Annotated in this window: 22 protein-coding genes; 15 read left to right on the top strand and 7 right to left on the bottom strand. The window is 73.1% G+C overall.

Features of this window, described 5'->3' with window-relative positions; genetic code table 11:
* The first annotated feature begins 2 nt into the window (after positions 1–2).
* The 4 genes from hisH to hisF are packed head-to-tail and all read left to right on the top strand — an operon-like array spanning position 3 to position 2531.
* Positions 3–659: an imidazole glycerol phosphate synthase subunit HisH gene (gene hisH / locus ACFYXM_RS00780; RefSeq protein WP_389285550.1), complete on the top strand. Its 657-nt coding sequence runs from the start codon at positions 3–5 to the stop codon at positions 657–659.
* Positions 659–1384: a bifunctional 1-(5-phosphoribosyl)-5-((5-phosphoribosylamino)methylideneamino)imidazole-4-carboxamide isomerase/phosphoribosylanthranilate isomerase PriA gene (gene priA, locus ACFYXM_RS00775; protein WP_073788770.1), complete on the top strand. Its 726-nt coding sequence runs from the start codon at positions 659–661 to the stop codon at positions 1382–1384. Before hisH ends, priA begins: the two co-directional genes overlap by 1 nt.
* Positions 1381–1779 (top strand): RidA family protein, encoded by a 399-nt coding sequence (locus tag ACFYXM_RS00770; RefSeq protein ID WP_073788769.1) that lies wholly within the window; start codon positions 1381–1383, stop codon positions 1777–1779. The genes priA and ACFYXM_RS00770 overlap by 4 nt, the downstream gene beginning before the upstream one ends.
* Positions 1776–2531 (top strand): imidazole glycerol phosphate synthase subunit HisF, encoded by a 756-nt coding sequence (gene hisF / locus ACFYXM_RS00765; protein WP_073788768.1) that lies wholly within the window; start codon positions 1776–1778, stop codon positions 2529–2531. The genes ACFYXM_RS00770 and hisF overlap by 4 nt, the downstream gene beginning before the upstream one ends.
* An 89-nt stretch (positions 2532–2620) precedes the next feature.
* Here the strand turns inward: hisF and ACFYXM_RS00760 are convergent, their stop codons facing one another.
* The gene (locus ACFYXM_RS00760; protein ID WP_389285549.1) at positions 2621–3253 is read right to left on the bottom strand and encodes a TIGR03085 family metal-binding protein; all 633 of its coding nucleotides are present in this window, start codon (positions 3251–3253) and stop codon (positions 2621–2623) included.
* Between the two features lie 83 nt (positions 3254–3336).
* Here ACFYXM_RS00760 and hisI point away from each other — a divergent pair, with 83 nt between their 5' ends.
* From hisI to lgt, 11 genes are all read left to right on the top strand, one after another.
* Entirely contained in the window at positions 3337–3720 is a 384-nt protein-coding gene (gene hisI / locus ACFYXM_RS00755; protein ID WP_351517821.1) for a phosphoribosyl-AMP cyclohydrolase, read from the top strand.
* An 11-nt stretch (positions 3721–3731) separates the two neighbouring features.
* Positions 3732–5225: an anthranilate synthase component I gene (locus ACFYXM_RS00750; protein WP_389285547.1), complete on the top strand. Its 1494-nt coding sequence runs from the start codon at positions 3732–3734 to the stop codon at positions 5223–5225.
* 67 nt (positions 5226–5292) lie between these two features.
* The gene (locus tag ACFYXM_RS00745) at positions 5293–5943 is read left to right on the top strand and encodes a TIGR02234 family membrane protein (RefSeq protein WP_389285545.1); all 651 of its coding nucleotides are present in this window, start codon (positions 5293–5295) and stop codon (positions 5941–5943) included.
* A gap of 250 nt (positions 5944–6193) precedes the next feature.
* Positions 6194–6442: an HGxxPAAW family protein gene (locus ACFYXM_RS00740; RefSeq protein WP_389285544.1), complete on the top strand. Its 249-nt coding sequence runs from the start codon at positions 6194–6196 to the stop codon at positions 6440–6442.
* 80 nt (positions 6443–6522) lie between these two features.
* Positions 6523–7059 carry a DUF2752 domain-containing protein gene (locus ACFYXM_RS00735; RefSeq protein WP_389285542.1) on the top strand — a complete coding sequence of 179 codons (537 nt, stop codon included), beginning with the start codon at positions 6523–6525 and terminating at the stop codon, positions 7057–7059.
* A gap of 115 nt (positions 7060–7174) precedes the next feature.
* Positions 7175–7984, top strand: coding sequence for an indole-3-glycerol phosphate synthase TrpC (gene trpC, locus ACFYXM_RS00730; protein ID WP_073788761.1), 810 nt, complete (start codon positions 7175–7177; stop codon positions 7982–7984).
* Between the two features lie 8 nt (positions 7985–7992).
* Positions 7993–8265 carry a tryptophan biosynthesis modulator TrpM gene (gene trpM, locus ACFYXM_RS00725; RefSeq protein WP_389285540.1) on the top strand — a complete coding sequence of 91 codons (273 nt, stop codon included), beginning with the start codon at positions 7993–7995 and terminating at the stop codon, positions 8263–8265.
* 134 nt (positions 8266–8399) lie between these two features.
* The gene (gene trpB, locus ACFYXM_RS00720; RefSeq protein ID WP_389285539.1) at positions 8400–9680 is read left to right on the top strand and encodes a tryptophan synthase subunit beta; all 1281 of its coding nucleotides are present in this window, start codon (positions 8400–8402) and stop codon (positions 9678–9680) included.
* Positions 9677–10489: a tryptophan synthase subunit alpha gene (trpA, locus tag ACFYXM_RS00715; RefSeq protein WP_073788758.1), complete on the top strand. Its 813-nt coding sequence runs from the start codon at positions 9677–9679 to the stop codon at positions 10487–10489. The genes trpB and trpA overlap by 4 nt, the downstream gene beginning before the upstream one ends.
* A gap of 125 nt (positions 10490–10614) precedes the next feature.
* A complete protein-coding gene (locus ACFYXM_RS00710) occupies positions 10615–11610 on the top strand; it encodes a thioredoxin domain-containing protein (RefSeq protein WP_389285537.1) in 996 nt (331 codons plus the stop codon).
* A 229-nt stretch (positions 11611–11839) separates the two neighbouring features.
* Positions 11840–12847, top strand: coding sequence for a prolipoprotein diacylglyceryl transferase (gene lgt, locus ACFYXM_RS00705; protein WP_389285536.1), 1008 nt, complete (start codon positions 11840–11842; stop codon positions 12845–12847).
* Positions 12848–13097: 250 nt separating this feature from the next.
* On the opposite strand, the gene ACFYXM_RS00700 is transcribed toward lgt, so the two are convergent.
* The 6 genes from ACFYXM_RS00700 to rbsK form a co-directional block, all read right to left on the bottom strand.
* On the bottom strand, positions 13098–13340 hold the full coding sequence (locus ACFYXM_RS00700) for a hypothetical protein (protein WP_389285535.1): 243 nt from the start codon (positions 13338–13340) through the stop codon (positions 13098–13100).
* Positions 13341–13682: 342 nt separating this feature from the next.
* Positions 13683–14681, bottom strand: a complete 999-nt coding sequence (gap, locus tag ACFYXM_RS00695) for a type I glyceraldehyde-3-phosphate dehydrogenase (RefSeq protein WP_073788756.1) — start codon at positions 14679–14681, stop codon at positions 13683–13685.
* A 103-nt stretch (positions 14682–14784) separates the two neighbouring features.
* Complete coding sequence (locus tag ACFYXM_RS00690; protein WP_389285533.1) at positions 14785–15741, bottom strand: GlxA family transcriptional regulator; 957 nt, start codon at positions 15739–15741, stop codon at positions 14785–14787.
* Between the two features lie 177 nt (positions 15742–15918).
* On the bottom strand, positions 15919–16731 hold the full coding sequence (locus ACFYXM_RS00685; RefSeq protein WP_389285532.1) for an HpcH/HpaI aldolase/citrate lyase family protein: 813 nt from the start codon (positions 16729–16731) through the stop codon (positions 15919–15921).
* Positions 16728–17927 (bottom strand): CaiB/BaiF CoA transferase family protein, encoded by a 1200-nt coding sequence (locus ACFYXM_RS00680; RefSeq protein WP_389285530.1) that lies wholly within the window; start codon positions 17925–17927, stop codon positions 16728–16730. Before ACFYXM_RS00680 ends, ACFYXM_RS00685 begins: the two co-directional genes overlap by 4 nt.
* Positions 17924–18808, bottom strand: a complete 885-nt coding sequence (rbsK, locus tag ACFYXM_RS00675; protein WP_389285528.1) for a ribokinase — start codon at positions 18806–18808, stop codon at positions 17924–17926. Before rbsK ends, ACFYXM_RS00680 begins: the two co-directional genes overlap by 4 nt.
* Positions 18809–18832: the final 24 nt, after the last annotated feature.

Genomic DNA, 18832 nt, shown 5'->3' with positions numbered 1-18832 from the left:
TGGTGAGCGACAACACGAAGAGCGGGAAGAAGAAGGTCGTCGTCTTCGACTACGGCTTCGGCAACGTCCGGTCCGCCGAACGGGCCCTCGCCCACGTCGGCGCGGACGTCGAGATCACCCGCGACTACGACGCGGCGATGAACGCCGACGGACTGCTGGTGCCCGGCGTCGGCGCGTTCTCCGCCTGCATGGAGGGGCTGCGCAAGGCCCGCGGCGAATGGGTCATCGGCCGCAGACTGGCCGGCGGCCGGCCCGTCATGGGTATCTGCGTCGGGATGCAGATCCTCTTCGAGCGCGGCATCGAGCACGGCGTGGAGGCCGAGGGGCTGGACGAGTGGCCCGGAACCGTCGGCCCGCTGAAGGCCCCGGTCGTGCCGCACATGGGCTGGAACACCGTGCGGGCGCCCGAGGACTCCCAGCTGTTCGCCGGGCTCGACCCGGACGCCCGGTTCTACTTCGTGCACTCCTACGCCGTGCACGAATGGACCCTGGAGGTCACCAACCCCAAGATCCGCGCCCCCCGGGTCACCTGGGCCACCCACGGCGAGCCGTTCGTCGCCGCCGTGGAGAACGGCGCCCTGTGGGCCACCCAGTTCCACCCCGAGAAGTCCGGCGATGCCGGCGCCCAGCTGCTGACCAACTGGATTGAGACGCTGTAATGCCGAAGCTTGAACTCCTCCCCGCCGTCGACGTCCGCGACGGCCAGGCCGTCCGCCTCGTCCACGGCGAGTCCGGTTCCGAGACCTCCTACGGCGACCCGCTGGAGGCGGCCCTCGCCTGGCAGCGGTCGGGCGCGGAATGGCTGCACCTCGTCGACCTGGACGCCGCCTTCGGCACCGGGGACAACCGGGAGCGGATCGCGGAGGTCGCCCGCTCCATGGACATCAAGGTCGAGCTCTCCGGCGGCATCCGCGACGACGCCTCGCTCGCCGCCGCCCTCGCCACCGGCTGCACCCGGGTCAACCTCGGCACCGCAGCCCTGGAGACCCCCGAGTGGGTCGCCAAGGTCATCGCCGAGCACGGTGACAAGATCGCTGTCGGCCTCGACGTGCGCGGCACCACACTGCGCGGCCGGGGCTGGACCCGCGACGGCGGCGACCTGTACGAGACGCTCGCCCGCCTCGACTCCGAAGGCTGTGCCCGCTACGTCGTCACCGACATCGCCAAGGACGGCACCCTCCAGGGCCCCAACCTGGACCTCCTGAAGAACGTCTGCGCCGCCACCGACAAGCCCGTCGTCGCCTCCGGCGGCGTCTCCTCGCTCGACGACCTGCGCGCCGTCTCCGCGCTCGTCCCGGACGGAGTCGAGGGCGCGATCGTCGGCAAGGCGCTGTACGCGAAGGCGTTCACCCTCGAAGAAGCACTGAGGGTGGTCTCGGAATGACCGAATCCGTCAACCGCGTCTCCTCCGGCGCCCCCTGGGAGGAGAGGTTCGGCTACTCTCGCGCGGTCCAGCTGCCGAACGGCCTCGTCCTGGTCTCCGGCTGCACCTCGGTGGAGAACGGGCAGATCTCGGCGGGCGGCCCGTACGAGCAGACCGTCACCTCCTTCAGGGTCGCCTTCGACGCGCTGAAGCAGCTCGGCCTGGGCCGCGAGGACGTCGTCCGCACCCGGATGTACGTCACCCACGCCCGGGACGTGGACGAGGTGGGCCGCGCCCACAAGGAGCTGTTCGACGACGTCCGCCCCGCCGCTTCGATGCTGATCGTGGCGGGCCTCGTGGACCCGAGCCTGGTCGTCGAGGTCGAGGTCGAGGCGTACCGGGGAGGTGCGCGATGAGCCTCGCGGTACGCGTCATCCCGTGCCTGGACGTGGACGCCGGCCGGGTCGTCAAGGGCGTCAACTTCCAGAACCTGCGCGATGCGGGCGACCCCGTCGAGATGGCGAAGCTGTACGACGCCGAGGGCGCCGACGAGCTGACCTTCCTGGACATCACCGCGTCCAGTGGCGACCGCGAGACCACCTACGACGTGGTGCGGCGCACCGCCGAACAGGTGTTCATCCCGCTCACGGTCGGCGGCGGCGTCCGCACCGCCGACGACGTCGACAGGCTGCTGCGGGCCGGCGCGGACAAGGTCGGCGTCAACACCGCCGCGATCGCCCGCCCCGACCTCGTCCGGGAGATCGCCGAGCGCTTCGGCCGCCAGGTCCTGGTGCTCTCCGTGGACGCCCGGCGCACCCCCACCGGCGGCTTCGAGGTGACCACGCACGGCGGGCGCCGGGGCACCGGCATCGACGCCGTCGAATGGGCGCACCGGGCCGCCGAGCTGGGTGCGGGCGAGATCCTGCTCAACTCGATGGACGCCGACGGCACCAAGGACGGCTACGACACCGAGATGATCACGGCCGTGCGCAAGCACGTGACCGTCCCCGTCATCGCCTCCGGCGGCGCCGGCCGGCTCGCGGACTTTGCTCCGGCCATCGCCGCGGGAGCCGACGCCGTGCTCGCCGCGTCCGTCTTCCACTTCGGCGACCTGCGGATCTCCGAGGTCAAGGCGGCGCTCAGAGAGGCCGGGCACCCGGTCCGCTGACCGTACGGGCACCCCGTCCGCCGTACCCGCCGCGCATCGGCCGGTACGGCGGACGGCTCCCGCCGAACGCCGTCGGGGCGGCCCCGGGCCTACATCCCCAGCTCCGCCGTCCGCAGCCGGGCCACCGCCTCCTGGCCGCCGTCCAGCCCCACCACCGCCGCGTCCTGGCGGCCGAACGCGAACAGCAGCAGCTCGCCCGGCTCGCCGGTCACCGTCACCACCGGCGTGCCCTTGTGGGCCACCACCGTCTGGCCGTCCGGGCGGCGCAGCACCAGCCCCACAGGGGACCTGCGGCCCAGCACCCGGGCCGTCCGCTCGGCCCGCGACCACAGCAGATCGGCGAAGACCGGGTCCAGCTCGCGCCGCGACCAGTCCGGCTGGGCCCGGCGCACGTCCTCCGCGTGGACGTAGAACTCGACGGTGTTGGCCGCCTCGTCGATCTGCTTCAGGCCGAACGGGGACATCCGCGGCGGTCCCGTGCGGATCAGCTGGATCAGCTCCTCGTACGGCTTCGCCGCGTACTCCGTCTGCACCCGGTCGAGCCGGTTCTTCAGGACGCCAAGCAGCACACCTCCCGCCGCGTCCGGCCGGCGCTCCCGCACCACCACGTGGGCGGCCAGGTCCCGGGTCGTCCAGCCCCGGCACAGGGTCGGGGCCTCCGGTCCCGCCGCTTCCAACAGGTCGGCGAGCAGGAGTCGTTCACGCTTCGCATGGGTCGACATGCCCGCCAGCGTACGACCACCGCGCCCGGTCCGCCCAGCGGACGCCGCCCCGGACCGGCCCCCGGCCACGGCACAATGGGCGCATGACCAGCGCGCCCGCCCCAGGCACCCCGACGCCGCAGAGCAACCTCGACCCGGACATCGCCGCCCGCCTCAAGCGCGGCGCCGACGGGCTCTTCCCGGCCATCGCCCAGCAGTACGACACCGGCGAGGTGCTGATGCTCGGCTGGATGGACGACGAGGCCCTGCACCGCACCCTCACCACCGGCCGCTGTACCTACTGGTCCCGCAGCCGCCGCGAGTACTGGGTCAAGGGCGACACCTCGGGCCACATCCAGACGGTCAAGTCCGTCGCCCTCGACTGCGACGCCGACACCGTCCTCGTCAAGGTCGACCAGACGGGCGCCGCCTGCCACACCGGTGACCGCACCTGCTTCGACGCCGACGTCCTCCCACTCGCCCAGTAGGGTTCGGCGCCATGGATCCCGACACGTTCCGCAAGCTGGCCGTCGAACGGCGCGTCATCCCCGTCGGCCGCAGGCTCCTCGCGGACGGCGACACCCCGGTCGGCCTCTACCGCAAACTCGCGGGCGGGCGCACCGGCACCTTCCTCCTCGAATCCGCGGAGAACGGCCGCACCTGGTCGCGCTACTCCTTCATCGGCGTGCGCAGCGCCGCCACCCTCACCGCACGCGACGGCCGGGCGCACTGGCTGGGCACCCCGCCCGTCGGCGTCCCCGTCGACGGCGATCCGCTGGAGGCCCTGCGCGCCACCGTCGAAACCCTCCACACCCCGCGCGACCTGGTCGCCGACGCCGGACTGCCCCCGTTCACCGGAGGCATGGTCGGCTACCTCGGCTACGACGTCGTGCGGCGCCTGGAGCGGATCGGCGACAGCGCGACGGACGACCTGCGCCTCCCCGAGCTGACCATGCTGCTCACCTCGGACCTGGCCGTCCTCGACCACCGGGACGGCAGCGTCCTGCTGATCGCCAACGCGATCAACCACAACGACCTCGCGACCGGCGTCGACGAGGCGTACGCGGACGCCGTCGCCCGCCTCGACGCCATGGAGCGGGACCTCGCGCGTCCCGTCGAGAGCGCCCCCGCCGTCCTCCCGCCCTCCGAGCTGCCCCCGTACACCGCCCTCTGGGGCGGCGAGTCGTACCAGGACGCCGTCGAGGACGTGAAGGAACGCATCAGGGCCGGCGAGGCGTTCCAGGTCGTGCCCTCCCAGCGCTTCGAGACCCCGTGCACGGCGAGCGCGCTGGACGTCTACCGGGTGCTGCGCGCCACCAACCCGTCCCCGTACATGTACCTCTTCCGGTTCGACGGCTTCGATGTCGTGGGCTCCAGCCCGGAGGCTCTCGTCAAGGTCGAGGACGGACAGGCCATGCTGCACCCGATCGCCGGGACCAGGCACCGCGGCGCCACTCCGCAGGAGGACCAGGCCCTCGCCGAGGAACTCCTCGCCGACCCGAAGGAACGCGCCGAGCACCTCATGCTCGTCGACCTCGGCCGCAACGACCTGGGGCGGGTCTGCGAACCCGGCACCGTCGAGGTCGTCGACTTCATGTCGATCGAGCGGTACTCGCACGTGATGCACATCGTCTCCACCGTCACCGGCCGGGTCGCCGAGGGCCGCACCGCCTTCGACGTGCTGACCGCCTGCTTCCCCGCGGGCACCCTCTCCGGCGCCCCCAAGCCCCGCGCCATGCAGATCATCGAGGAGCTGGAACCGAGCCGCCGCGGCCTGTACGGGGGCTGCGTGGGCTACCTCGACTTCGCCGGGGACTCCGACACCGCCATCGCGATCCGGACGGCGCTGCTCCGCGACGGCACGGCGTACGTCCAGGCCGGGGCGGGCGTCGTCGCCGACTCCGACCCGGTCGCCGAGGACACCGAATGCCGCAACAAGGCCGCGGCGGTGCTCCGGGCCGTCCACACCGCCAACCGGCTCGGCGGCGCATGAGGCGGTGACGGCCCCCGCGGCGGGCGGGGGACCCCGCGTCCGGCCGCGGACCGGGCCGTGAGGGATAGTGGGGTACGTGAGTGCTGTCCCCGTACCCCAGCCCCGTACCCGCACGGCCGCCCCCGGCGCCGCGGTGAGCCGCCGCAGCCTGGCCGCCGGCCTGCTCCTCGGGGCGGCCGGCGCCACCGTCGTCCTGCTCGCCTCCGGCCGGACCTGGGCCGAGGGCCGGGCGGCCGTCGTCGGCGGCTCCCTGCCCCTGACGGCCGACGGCCAGGACGTCACCGGCCTCCCGGCGGCCCTCGCCGTCGTCGGCCTGGCCGCCCTCGTCGCCGTCTTCGCCGTCCGCGGCGGCGGACGGCTGGTCGTCGCCGGGCTGCTCGCCCTCAGCGGCCTCGGCGCCGCGCTGAGCGCCAGCCTCGGCGCCTCCGACAGCTCCGCGCTGAACGAGAAGGCCGCGCAGACCACCGGCGACACCTCGGCCACCGTGCAGGCCCTCGCCCACACCGTGTGGCCCTACGTCACCGCCGCGGGCGGCCTGCTGATCCTCCTCGCCGGGCTGCTCGCCCTGCGCTACGGCAGGCTCTGGCCCAGCATGTCGGGCCGGTACGAGCGGGACGGCACACCCCGCCCGCGCCGGGCCGCGGGCAGGGCCCCGGACCCGGACCGGCCCGAGGACCTCTGGAAGGCCCTGGACCGGGGCGAGGACCCGACGCGCTAGGTGTTCTGCCTCGCAAGGCGGAGGGACGTCCTCGTACGGGGCGTACACGGACGATCCCGACGACGTGGCGAGGCGCCGTGCCAGGCATCGCGGGCCGGACGGGACTTCCGAAACGCGCCCCAGACCCCCAGCTCACGTCCTACCCGCACGTACGGGACAATGGGGCGGAGCTTTCTGCACAGCGGCACCACAGCGCCACCAGCTTTGCGTACAGCGACACCAACAGCGCAACACCAACAAGGAGCAACTCATGGCGGGCAGCAGCCACGGACACACCCCGGCCGCCTGGACCGGTGTCATCATCTCCTTCTTCGGCTTCTGCGCCGGGGGCGTCTTCATGGTCGCGGCCAACCCGGTCGGGTTCTGGGCCAGCATGGGCGTCATCCTCCTCGGGGGGATCGTCGGCCTCGCGATGAAGATGGCCGGCCTCGGTACGCCGAAGGAGACGGCGGAGGTGGCCGCGGCCCGGGCACGCGCCGCACAGGCGCAGATCTCCTGACGCGCGCGAAAGCCGTACGAACGCGAGGCGCAGCCCAGGAACGGGCTGCGCCTTTCCGTTTCAGCGGGGACAATCACCGGGTGGACGCATCGCCGACTTCCGCCGCACCGACGTCGCACGGCCCCGGACCCGCCGACGCCGCCCGCCCGCCGACGCCCGGACGGCCGCCGTTCCTCTCCCCTGCACCTGCACCTGCCCCTGCCCTGGCCCCCGGGCCCGGCGCACGCCTGCGGCGGCTCGCCGTCCCCGTGGGCGTCATGGCCGCCGTCGTCGGGGCCTTCGGCTACGTCGGTGCCGTCGACCCCAACGAGCCGGGCCACTACCCGGTCTGCCCGCTGCTCCGGCTCACCGGCCTGTACTGCCCGGGTTGCGGCGGTCTGCGCAGCGCCCACGCCTTCGCGCACGGCGACATCGCCGCCGCCCTCGGCTCCAACGCCCTCGCCGTGGCCGGATACGTGCTCTTCGCCGTCCTGTGGGTGGTCTGGACGGCCCGCGCCGCCCGGGGAAGGCCCATGAGCATCGCCGCAGGGCCTGCCGTCTGGTGGGGGATCGGGGCCGCGCTGATCGTCTTCTCCGTCGTCCGGAACCTCCCGTTCGGGGCAGCGCTGGCACCCTGACCGTTCAGCTGGTGGGACGCCCGCCGACCGGATTCGGGCCTCGGCCCTCCTGCGGATAGCATTGACATGGCTGATCCTGTTCCCTCATCACCTTCCCGGAAGGGGGGCCGCTCGCGTGAGTGTGCTCGACGAGATCATCGACGGCGTACGTGCCGACCTCGCGGAGCGGCAGGCGCGTGTCGGCCTCGACGAGCTGAAGGAACGCGCGCGGCGCGCTCCCGCGGCCAAGGACGGGGCCGCCGCACTGCGCGGCGAGGGCGTCAGCGTCATCTGCGAGGTCAAGCGCTCCAGCCCCTCCAAGGGGGCGCTCGCCGCGATCGCCGACCCGGCCGCGCTCGCCGCGGACTACGAGGCGGGCGGCGCGTCCGTCATCTCGGTCCTCACCGAGGAGCGCCGGTTCGGCGGTTCGCTCGCCGACCTGGAGGCCGTCCGCGCCAAGGTCGACATCCCGATCCTGCGCAAGGACTTCATCGTCACCTCGTACCAGCTCTGGGAGGCCCGCGCCTACGGCGCCGACCTCGCCCTGCTGATCGTCGCCGCCCTCGACCAGGAGGCCCTGGTCTCCCTGATCGAGCGGGCCGAGTCCATCGGCCTCACCCCGCTCGTCGAGGTGCACGACGAGGAGGAGGTCGAGCGTGCCGTGGACGCCGGGGCGAAGGTGATCGGTGTCAACGCGCGCAACCTGAAGGACCTCAAGGTCGACCGCTCCACCTTCGAGCGCGTCGGCCCCGAGATCCCGGACCACATCGTCAAGATCGCGGAGTCCGGTGTCCGGGGCCCGCACGACCTGATCGCGTACGCGAACGCGGGCGCCGACGCGGTGCTCGTGGGCGAGTCCCTGGTCACCGGCCGCGACCCCCGGGGCGCCGTCGCCGACCTGGTCGCCGCGGGCGCCCACCCGGCGCTGCGGCACGGACGGGGCTGACCACGACCGTGACCGCCGACCGTCCCGAGCCGTCCCGCACCCGGCAGGCCCCGCGCCCGGCCGGTGCGACGGCTGCCCACCCGTACGCGCCGTCGGCGCGCGGCGGCCACCCGCCCGTCCCGCTCGACCATCCCCAGCCGAGGCGCTGCGCGCCGCCCTTCTGGCACCGGGGCTGCCGCGCCCCGGCGCGCCGGGTGCACGGCCGGCGGGTGCGGTACGTGATCGGCGACGAGCCCGGTCAGGTCAACGGCATGCGATGGCGCACGGTGCCCGCGCCGTAGCGAGCCCCCGGCCGACGTACCCGCACCACCTCTGTACGTATGACCGCACCGCCCGACCGCTCCCGGTCGCGGCGGCGCTCCGCTCACGGCGCATACGGTGAACCCACCTGTTGCGATGTCGAGGAGCACGTCGGATGTCATCTGACTTCTTCATCCCGGACCCGGAGGGTCTGATCCCCAGCGCCGAGGGGTACTTCGGTGCGTTCGGCGGCATGTTCATCCCGGAGGCGCTCGTCGCCGCCGTGGACGAGGTCGCCGTCGAGTACGACAAGGCGAAGGCCGATCCCTCCTTCGCCACCGAACTGAACGCGCTGATGGCCGACTACACCGGCCGCCCCAGCGCGCTGACCGAGGTCCGGCGCTTTGCCGAGCACGCGGGCGGGGCCCGCATCTTCCTCAAGCGCGAGGACCTGAACCACACCGGCTCGCACAAGATCAACAACGTGCTGGGCCAGGCGCTGCTCACCCGGCGCATGGGCAAGACCCGGGTCATCGCCGAGACCGGGGCCGGCCAGCACGGCGTCGCCACCGCCACCGCCTGCGCGCTCTTCGGACTCGACTGCACCATCTACATGGGCGAGATCGACACGCAGCGCCAGGCGCTGAACGTGGCGCGGATGCGGATGCTCGGCGCCGAAGTCATCGCCGTGAAGTCCGGCTCCCGGACGCTCAAGGACGCCATCAACGAGGCGTTCCGCGACTGGGTCGCCAACGTGGACCACACGCACTACCTCTTCGGTACCGTCGCCGGACCGCACCCCTTCCCCGCCATGGTCCGCGACTTCCACCGGGTCATCGGCGTCGAGGCGCGCCGCCAGATCCTGGAGCACACCGGCCGGCTGCCGGACGCCGCGATCGCCTGCGTCGGCGGCGGCTCCAACGCCATCGGCCTCTTCCACGCCTTCATCCCGGACGCCCGCGTGCGGCTGATCGGCTGCGAGCCCGCCGGGCACGGCGTGGAGACCGGGGAGCACGCGGCGACCCTGACCGCGGGCGAGCCCGGCATCCTGCACGGCTCGCGCAGCTACGTCCTCCAGGACGACGAGGGCCAGATCACCGAGCCGTACTCCATCTCGGCCGGTCTGGACTACCCGGGCATCGGCCCGGAGCACGCGTACCTGAAGGACACCGGCCGTGGCGAGTACCGCGCGGTCACCGACGACGCCGCCATGCAGGCGCTGCGTCTCCTCTCCCGCACCGAGGGGATCATCCCGGCGATCGAGAGCGCCCACGCGCTGGCCGGGGCCCTGGAGGTCGGGAAGGAACTCGGCAAGGACGGACTGCTCGTGGTCAACCTGTCCGGCCGCGGCGACAAGGACATGGACACGGCGGCCCGCTACTTCGGGCTGTACGACGAGACCGACGGGGTCGTCGAGGCCGATGCGGCCGACGGGGAAGAGGAGGTCACCAAGTGAGCGGCAATGTCGAGTTGCTGAGTTCCACCCTCGCGCGGGCGAAGGCCGAGAACAGGGCGGCGCTCATCGCGTACCTCCCGGCGGGCTTCCCGACCGTCGACGGCGCGATCGCCGCGGTGAAGGAGGTCGTGGCGGGCGGCGCGGACATCGTCGAGGTGGGGTTGCCGCACAGCGACCCGGTCCTCGACGGCCCGGTCATCCAGACCGCCGACGACATCGCCCTGCGCGGCGGCGTCAGGATCGCGGACGTGATGCGCACGGTCCGCGAGGCGCACGAGGCGACCGGCGCCCCGATCCTCGTCATGACGTACTGGAACCCGATCGACCGGTACGGCGTCGAGCGCTTCACCGCCGAACTCGCCGAGGCGGGCGGCGCCGGGTGCATCCTGCCCGACCTGCCGGTCCAGGAGTCCGCGCTGTGGCGCGAGCATGCCGACAAGCGCGGTCTGGCGACCGTCTTCGTGGTTGCCCCCAGCAGCAAGGACGAGCGACTGGCCACCATCACGGCGGCCGGTTCCGGCTTCGTCTACGCGGCCTCGCTGATGGGCGTCACCGGCACCCGCGAGTCCGTCGGCGAGCAGGCCCAGGACCTGGTCGAGCGCACCCGCGCCACCACGTCCCTCCCGGTCTGCGTCGGCCTCGGAGTCTCGAACGCCCGGCAGGCCGCCGAGGTCGCGGGCTTCGCGGACGGGGTGATCGTCGGTTCCGCCTTCGTCAAGGGGATGCTCGACGCACCCGACGAGGAGGCCGGCCTGGCCGCGGTCCGCACTCTGGCGGGTGAACTCGCCGAGGGCGTCCGAAAGCGCTGAGACGATCCGGCCGCGAGATCTGAGGCCGGACAACCCACCCGGACGACCCGCATCGGGAGTCATCCGAACGGGTGGACCTGGACCGGGGAGGCTCGCGTGTGCCTCCCCGGTTCGTTGCTGCGAGTGTGAGCGAGAAGAACGAACAGGGAAAAAGGGCCGCGCGAGACCGGCTCGTCCAGCAGCGCGAGCGCGAGAAGGCCCGCGAGCGCCGCAGGCGGTCGATGATCGTCGGCGGCGCCGTGGCGGGGGTGCTGGGGCTGGCCGCCGTCGTCGGTGTGATCGCCGCGAACAGCGGCGGCAAGAAGGAGAAGGAGAAGGCGGCGGGTCCCCTCGTCGCACCGTCCGGCGCCACCGGCAAGGACGGCCTGGCCATCCGGTCCGGCCCGGACGACGCCCCGTCCACGCTCACCATCTGGGAGGACTTCCGCTGCCCGGTCTGCGCCCAGTTCGAGAACGCCTTCCGGGACACCTTCCACGAGCTGGAGCAGGCCGGCCGGATCAGGACCGAGTACCACCTGGCCACGATCATCGACGGCAACCTCGGCGGCTCGGGATCGCTGCGGTCGGCCAACGCGGCGGCCTGCGCGCAGGACGTCGGCAAGTTCTCCGCCTACCACGACATCCTCTACCGCAACCAGCCGCAGGAGTCCGTCGACGCCTTCGCCGACAACGACAAGCTGATCGATCTCGCGGGCAAGGTCCCGGGCCTCGACACCCCGGCCTTCCGCAGCTGTGTGAACGACGGGAAGCACGACAGCTGGGTCCAGAAGTCCAACGCGGCGTTCCAGAAAAGCGGATTCAACGGCACGCCGACCGTGCTGCTCGACGGCGAACCGATCTTCCCGAAGAAGGGGAACGAACCGATCACCGTGGCGAACCTGAAGAAGTGGGTCGCCGAGGCCGAGAAGGGCAGGAAGCCCGCCACGGGCACACCCACGCCCGCGTCCGGCGCCCCCGCCTCCGGCACGCCGGCCTCCGGCGCGTCCGAGTCCCGCACGTCCGCCCCCGCGTCCGTCGCACCGACGCCCGCCTCACCGACGCCCGCCGCGGGCGCGTCCGCCACGACCCGGCCGGCCGCGCCCCCGCCGGCCGTGGCACCGCCCGCTCCGTCGGGTTCCTGACCGCTGCGCGCCGACGGCCCGGGGAGCGCCTCGCCTTCCCGGGCCTGCGGAGAGCCGCCTCCCGGGCCGGGGAAACGGGTCGCGAGGACGTGAGCCGGGAGGGCGTGGGACGCGGGAAACGGGCGGGGGGAGGCGTGGGCCGCGAGGCGCGGGACGACGCGCCTGTTACGCAGACGTTGCCGATTGGCTTGCCCCGGGCCCCACCCGGCAAGGTAGCGTCGACCCTGCCATGGACCTTGCCTTCATTCCCAGCCCGTCGACCGGCGTGATCTATCTCGGCCCGATCCCGCTCCGCGGCTACGCGTTCTGCATCATCATCGGTGTCTTCCTCGCCGTCTGGCTCGGCAACAAGCGCTGGGTCGCCCGGGGCGGCAGACCCGGCACCGTTGCCGACATCGCCGTCTGGGCCGTGCCCTTCGGCCTCGTCGGCGGCCGGCTCTATCACGTCATCACCGACTACCAGCTGTACTTCGGCGAGGGCGAGAACTGGGTCGACGCCTTCAAGATCTGGGAGGGCGGCCTCGGCATCTGGGGCGCGATCGCGCTCGGTGCCGTCGGCGCCTGGATCGGCTGCCGCCGCCGCGGCATCCCGCTGCCGGCCCTGGCCGACGCGCTCGCTCCCGGCATCGTCCTGGCCCAGGCCTGCGGCCGCTGGGGCAACTGGTTCAACCAGGAGCTGTACGGCAAGCCGACCGATCTGCCGTGGGCGCTGGAGATCAGCGAGGGCCCCAACCGCGTCGCCGGCACGTACCACCCGACGTTCCTGTACGAGTCGTTGTGGTGCATCGGCGTCGCCCTGCTGGTGATCTGGGCGGACCGCCGGTTCCGGCTCGGACACGGCCGGGCGTTCGCGCTGTACGTCGCCGCGTACTGCGCGGGGCGCGCCTGGATCGAGTACATGCGGGTCGACGAGGCCCACCACATCCTGGGCCTGCGCCTGAACGTGTGGACCGCGCTGATCGTGTTCGTGCTGGCGGTGGTCTACATGGTGCTCTCGGCGAAGCTGCGACCGGGCCGCGAGGAGATCGTGGAGCCGGCGGTGGCCGAGGAGGCGGCGCAGGACGCCGACGCCGCGAAGGACGCGACGGACGGCAAGAACGTCAAGGACACCGAGGACGCCGAGGGCGTCGAGGACGGTGACGCCCCGGGCACGGCGGGCGGCTCGGACACCGTGGCCGCGTCCGACACGAAGCCGTCGGAGAAGAACGCCGCCGCGGAGGCGGCCGAGAAGGCCTGAGCCTTGTGCGCGGCAGCGGGGAGCGCGGGGCGGGGGTCGGGGGCCGCGCCGTGGCCGGGGAGGCCGGTGCCGCCGAGGCGGGTCGGCAGGGTGGGCAGTCGGCCGATGTCCTCCTTGCTCCACGGGGGCACGGCGAAGATCTCGGCGGCGACCTGTTCGGCTGCGGCGACCATCTCCGTCAGGCGCGCGCGGCCGGTGCCGGTCGGCGCGGCGTAGGCCACCCGGCCGTCCCGGGCGTCGGTCTCGCGCGTCACCAGCCCGATCCGCTCCAGCGGCGCCAGTCCCCGGGGCACCCCGGAGGTGGTCGGCCCCAGCGCCTCGGCCAGGTCCCCCCCGGCGCATCCGGTTGTTGGGGGACCTGGCCGAGGCGCAGCAGCATCGTGAAGTCGGCCAGGCTCACGCCGTGCAGCCCTCCCAGAGTCGCGTCGAACCGCTTCACCAGGGCCCTCCGGGCCCTCGCAAGACGCAGAGTCGCGTCCAGGGCATCACTCATCGACACCTCCTTGACTGCTCAAGCTCAGCGGGTTCTTGAGCAGTCAAGGATTTGTTTGGTCGATGGCCGCGGAGCCTTCGCATCATGAGCCCGGTACACCGGGGTCCCGGGAGCGGGGGCGTGGGCCTGGGCGCCGTCTGCCTGCTGCGATGCTCAGCGGGACGAGCGCCGGTGCCCCGGGGCGGCGTGGCCGGGAACGCTCGGCGCCGCGGTGGCGGGAGTGCGGCCGGAAGGGCCGGAATCAATCCGCCGACAAGGCAAGGAGCGCTTCAGTCGGCCCGACTGGCCGACTGAAGCGCTCATGGGAGGCGGCCGGGCGGGGCGGTCGCCGGAGGTGGCAGGTCAGCGGGTGGCGAGGAGTTCGAGCGTATCGATCACGCGGTTCGAGAAGCCCCATTCGTTGTCGTACCAGGCGACCACCTTGACGTGGCGTCCGTCTACCCGGGTGAGGGCTGAGTCGAAGATCGACGAAGCCGGGTTGCCCGTGATGTCGGACGACACGAGCGGGTCTTCCGAGTACTCCAGTACGCCGGCGAGAGGACCCTCGGCGGCGGCGCGGTACGCGGCCAGCACCTCGTCGCGCGTCACGTCGCGGGCGACGGTCGTGTTGAGTTCGACGATCGAGCCCACCGGGACCGGCACACGGATCGAGTCGCCCGACAGCTTGCCGTCGAGGCTCGGCAGCACGAGGCCGATCGCCTTGGCGGCGCCCGTGGTGGTCGGCACGATGTTGACCCCGGCGGCGCGGGCGCGGCGGGGGTCGCGGTGGGGGCCGTCCTGCAGGTTCTGCTCCTGCGTGTAGGCGTGCACCGTCGTCATGAAGCCGTGCTCGATGCCGGCGAGCTCGTCGAGCACCGCGGCCAGCGGCGCGAGCGCGTTGGTGGTGCAGGAGGCGTTCGAGACGATGGTGTGCACGTCAGGGTCGTACGCGTCGGTGTTGACGCCGTACGCGAGCGTCACGTCCGCACCGTCCGACGGGGCGCTGACCAGGACCTTCTTCGCACCCGCGTCGAGGTGGCCGCGGGCGGCCTTCGCCGAGGTGAAGCGGCCGGTGGCCTCCAGGACGATGTCCACGCCGAGCTCCGCCCACGGCAGCTGCGACGGCTCGCGCTCGGCCAGCACCTTGATGCGGCGGCCGTCCACGACGAGGACGTCCCCGTCGACGCTCACCGGGCGGCCGAGGCGGCCGGACGTCGAGTCGTAGGCCAGCAGCCGGGCGAGCGCGGTGGGCTCCGTGAGGTCGTTGACGGCGACGACCTCGAAGTCGCTGTCGCGCTCCAGCAGTGCGCGCAGCACGTTGCGTCCGATGCGGCCGAATCCGTTGATGGCGATGCGAGTCATGAATGGTGTCCCTTCGGTTCGCCATCAATGTCGCCTGCTTCGTCCGCCCGCGACAGCGGCATGATCGCCACGGTTCAAAAGCATCTCGCCAGGTGGCAGCGGGTTACTCCCCCTGTGTGAAGGTGCGCCGGTACTCGCTCGGCGTCGTGCCGAGGATCCGCTGGAAGTGCAACCGCAGGTTGGCACCGGTGCCGAGACCGACGTCGGTGGCGATCTGCTCGACGCTCCGCTCCGAACGTTCGAGCAGTTCGCGGGCCAGGTCGACGCGGGCCCGCATGACCCACTGCATCGGTGTGTATCCCGTGTCCTCGACGAAGCGCCGCGAGAACGTGCGCGGCGACACCGCCGCCTGCCGGGCGAGTGCTTCGAGGGTGAGGGGCTGGTCGAGCCGGTGCAGCGCCCACTCGCGGGTGGCGGCGAAGCGCTCGCCGAGTGGCTCGGGCACGCTGCGTGGCACGTACTGTGCCTGACCGCCGCTGCGGTAGGGGGCTGCGACGAGGCGTCGGGCCGCATGGTTCGACGCGGCCACTCCGAGGTCGCCGCGCAGGATGTGCAGGCACAGGTCGATGCCCGAGGCGGCGCCGGCCGACGTCAGGACGCTGCCCTCGTCGACGAACAGAACGTTCTCGTCGACCTGAACGAGCGGATGCCGTGTCACCAGTGCCCGCGTGTAGTGCCAGTGCGTCGTGGCGCGCCTGCCGTCGAGCAGGCCCGTGGCGGCGAGCGCGAAGGCGCCCGTCGAGATGGCGGCGAGCCGGGCGCCCCGGGCATGGGCGGCGACCAGTGCGTCGAGGACGGCCCGCGGGGGGGCGTCGCGGTCCGGGAACCGGTAGCCGGGGACGAAGACGATGTCGGCCCACGCAAGTGCGTCGAGGCCGTGGGCGACACCGTACGACAGGCCGTCGCCGCCGGTCACGGGACCGGGTGCCGCCCCGCACACCCGCACCTCGTACGGCATGCTCGCGCGGGTCGCGAAGACCTGCGCGGGAATTCCGACATCGAGCGGCTTCGCACCTTCGAGCACGAGGACGGCGACGCGATACAGGCGGGAGGCTGGCACGTAAGAGAGGTTACGTGGGGTGTGCACACCCACGGCGTGCACCAGGCTTGTCGGCACCGGTTCCGAAGCCCGGGCCCGCGGGGGAAGGCGGCTGCGATCACCGCCCCGGCCGGCTCGCCGGCGAGCCGGCCGGGGCGGTGATCGCAGCCGGCCTGCCCAGGGCATGGACGCGGCCCGTCAGCGCGCCCGGTGTGCCAGGGCGAGGGTGCGGCGGGCCGAGGCCACCACGGCCGCGTCGACGAACCGGCCGTCCGGCAGGGCGAGTGCGCCCTGCTCCGTCACCACCGCCGCCACGATCTCCTCCGCCGCCTCGACCTCCTGGGCCGTGGGCCGGAACGCCCGCTCGATGACGGGGAGCTGGCGGGGGTGGATCGCCGCCCGGCCCAGGAAGCCCAGGGACCGGCCGTGTGCGCAGGACGCGCGCAGCCCGTCCAGGTCGCGCACGTCGGGGAACACCGACTGGGTGGGGGGAGCGAGCCCGGCCGCGCGGGCGGCGACCACGACCCGGCTGCGCGACCAGTCGAGCCCGGAGTCGTCCCGTACCCCCAGATCGGCCCGGAGGTCGGCCTCGCCCAGGGCGACGGAGCGCACCTGGGGATGGGCGGTGGCGATCGTGTACGCGTGCTCGATGCCGAGGGCCGATTCCAGCAGCGGGCACAACGCCACCCCCGGGGCCACGGCCGCGAGGCGGTGGACGGTGGCCGCGTGCGTGATCTTGGGCAGCCGGAGCTCGGTGAGACCCGGCAGACCGGCCAGGGCGCGCACGTCCGCCTCGGCGTGGACCCGGACGTGGAGCGGCACGGCGGTGTCGTCGGACGCCTCGGACAGCAGTTCGGCGGTGGCCGACCGGGCGTACTCCTTGCGGTCGGGGGCGACCGCGTCCTCCAGGTCGACGATCACCACGTCCGCGCCCGCGCCGCGCGCCTTGCGCACCACCTCCGGCCGGTCGCCGGGGACGTAGAGCAGGGTGAGTGGGACCGCCGCCGTCACAGGACGTGCTCCGCCCGCAGCGCGGCGATCTCCGGGGCCGACAGGCCGAGCCCGGTGAGGATCTCGTCGGTGTCCGCGCCGTGCGGCCGTCCCGCCCAGCGGATCGCGCCGGGTGTCCCGGACAGGCGGAACAGGACGTTCTGCATCCGCAGCGGTCCCAGCTCCGGGTCGTCGACCTCGGCGATGGAGCCCAGTGCCCGGTACTGGGGGTCCTCCATCACGTCGCGGATGTCGTACACGGGCGCGATCGCCGCCTCCGCCTTCTCGAACGCGCGGAGCGCCTCGGCGCGGGTGTGCCGGGCGATCCAGTCGCCGACCGCCTCGTCGAGCTCGTCGGCGTGGTCGGCGCGGGTGGTGCCGGAGCCGAACCAGGGCTCGTCGATCAGCTCCGGCCGGCCGACCAGTCGCATGACCCGTTCCGCGACCGACTGCGCGGAGGTGGAGACCGCGACCCACTGGCCGTCCGTGGTGCGGTACGTGTTGCGCGGGGCGTTGTTGCGGGAGCGGTTGCCGGTGCGCGGCTGGACGTGGCCGAGCTGGTCGTACCAGAGGGGCTGCGGGCCGAGCACGGTCAGGATCGGCTCGATGATCGCCATGTCGACGACCTGCCCCTCGCCGGTCCGGTCGCGGCCGGCGAGCGCGGTCATCACGGCGTACGCGGTGGCGAGCGCCGCGATCGAGTCGGCGAGTCCGAACGGCGGCAGCGTGGGCGGGGAGTCCGGTTCCCCGGTGATCGCGGCGAACCCGCTCATCGCCTCCGCCAGGGTGCCGAAGCCGGGCCGGTGCGCGTACGGGCCGAACTGGCCGAAGCCGGTGACCCTGGTCAGTACCAGCCGGGGGTTGGCGGCGTGCAGCTCGGCCGGGCCCAGGCCCCAGCGCTCCAGCGTCCCGGGCCGGAAGTTCTCGATGATCACGTCGGTGCCTGCGGCCAGCCGGAGGAGGAGGTCGCGCCCGGCGGGGGCGGAGAGGTCGAGGGTCAGATTGCGCTTGTTGCGGCCGAGGATCTTCCACCACAGGCCGACACCGTTCTTCGAGAGGCCGTGCCCGCGCGAGGGGTCGGGCCTGCGCGGGTGCTCCACCTTGATCACCTCGGCGCCGAAGTCCCCGAGCATGGTGGCGGCGAGCGGACCCGCGAAGAGCGTGGCGAGGTCGACGACCCGCAGACCGGTCAGGGGTGCCTGCGCGGGCGCGTTCACGCGGCGTCGATCTCGCTGCGGTACGGCATGGAGGCCGACGCCCCCGGCCGCTGCACGCACAGCGCGGCGGCGGACGTCGCCCAGGCCAGTGCCTCGGACACGGGCCGTCGTTCGCCGAGCGCCACGGCCAGGGTGCCGACGAAGGTGTCCCCGGCACCCGTGGTGTCGACGACGGTGACCTCGGGGGCGGGGAGGAGGACGGGTTCGCCGTCCCGGGCCGCGTACAGACAGCCCTTCGCGCCCAGGGTGACGACGACCTCGGGGACCCGGCCGAGCAGGATCTGGGCCGCCGCGTGCGGGTCGGTGACGCCGGTCAGGGCGGACGCCTCGTGCTCGTTGGGGAGCAACAGGTCGACGCAGTCCAGGAGTTCGGAGGGGAGCGGCCTTACGGGGGAGGGGGTGAGCAGGGTGCGCACGCCGTGGGCGCGGGCGACCCGCGCCCCGTCCGTCACGACGGACAGCGGCAGCTCCAGCTGGATGAGCAGCAGCTCGGCGGCGGCGATCGCGGCTCTCTCACCGTGGCCGAGCTCGGTGATGGTGCCGTTGGCGCCGGGGATCACCACGATGGAGTTGCCGCCCAGGTCGTCGACGACGATGTGCGCGGTGCCGCTGGGTCCTTCGGCGGTGTGCAGCAGATCGGTGTCGACGCCCGCGTGCTCCAGTCCGCTGCGGAGCAGAGGGCCGTACGGGTCGTTGCCGACCGCGCCGATCATCGTCACGTCGCCGCCCGCGCGGGCGGCCGCGACGGCCTGGTTGGCGCCCTTGCCGCCGGGGATGGTGCGGAACTCCCGTCCCGTGACGGTCTCTCCACGCCGCGGGGCCCGTGCGACGTATGCGACAAGGTCCATGTTGGTGCTGCCGAGCACCGCGATGCCGGTCATGGGCGGTGTGCCTCCTCGGGGTCG

This window comes from Streptomyces sp. NPDC002476 (assembly GCF_042889785.1).
Taxonomy (GTDB): Bacteria; Actinomycetota; Actinomycetes; order Streptomycetales; family Streptomycetaceae; genus Streptomyces.
Note: the sequence above shows the minus strand (reverse complement) of the source record. Positions and strands in the feature narration are given on the sequence as shown.

Coding starts and splice junctions, on each gene's coding strand:
- gap (WP_073788756.1), bottom strand. CDS start 14,681: ATGACTCGCATCGCCATCAACGGATTCGGCCGCATCGGACGCAACGTG.
- trpB (WP_389285539.1), top strand. CDS start 8,400: ATGTCATCTGACTTCTTCATCCCGGACCCGGAGGGTCTGATCCCCAGC.
- lgt (WP_389285536.1), top strand. CDS start 11,840: ATGGACCTTGCCTTCATTCCCAGCCCGTCGACCGGCGTGATCTATCTC.
- hisI (WP_351517821.1), top strand. CDS start 3,337: ATGACCAGCGCGCCCGCCCCAGGCACCCCGACGCCGCAGAGCAACCTC.
- ACFYXM_RS00760 (WP_389285549.1), bottom strand. CDS start 3,253: ATGTCGACCCATGCGAAGCGTGAACGACTCCTGCTCGCCGACCTGTTG.
- ACFYXM_RS00740 (WP_389285544.1), top strand. CDS start 6,194: ATGGCGGGCAGCAGCCACGGACACACCCCGGCCGCCTGGACCGGTGTC.
- ACFYXM_RS00750 (WP_389285547.1), top strand. CDS start 3,732: ATGGATCCCGACACGTTCCGCAAGCTGGCCGTCGAACGGCGCGTCATC.
- ACFYXM_RS00700 (WP_389285535.1), bottom strand. CDS start 13,340: ATGAGTGATGCCCTGGACGCGACTCTGCGTCTTGCGAGGGCCCGGAGG.
- ACFYXM_RS00770 (WP_073788769.1), top strand. CDS start 1,381: ATGACCGAATCCGTCAACCGCGTCTCCTCCGGCGCCCCCTGGGAGGAG.
- rbsK (WP_389285528.1), bottom strand. CDS start 18,808: ATGACCGGCATCGCGGTGCTCGGCAGCACCAACATGGACCTTGTCGCA.
- hisF (WP_073788768.1), top strand. CDS start 1,776: ATGAGCCTCGCGGTACGCGTCATCCCGTGCCTGGACGTGGACGCCGGC.
- priA (WP_073788770.1), top strand. CDS start 659: ATGCCGAAGCTTGAACTCCTCCCCGCCGTCGACGTCCGCGACGGCCAG.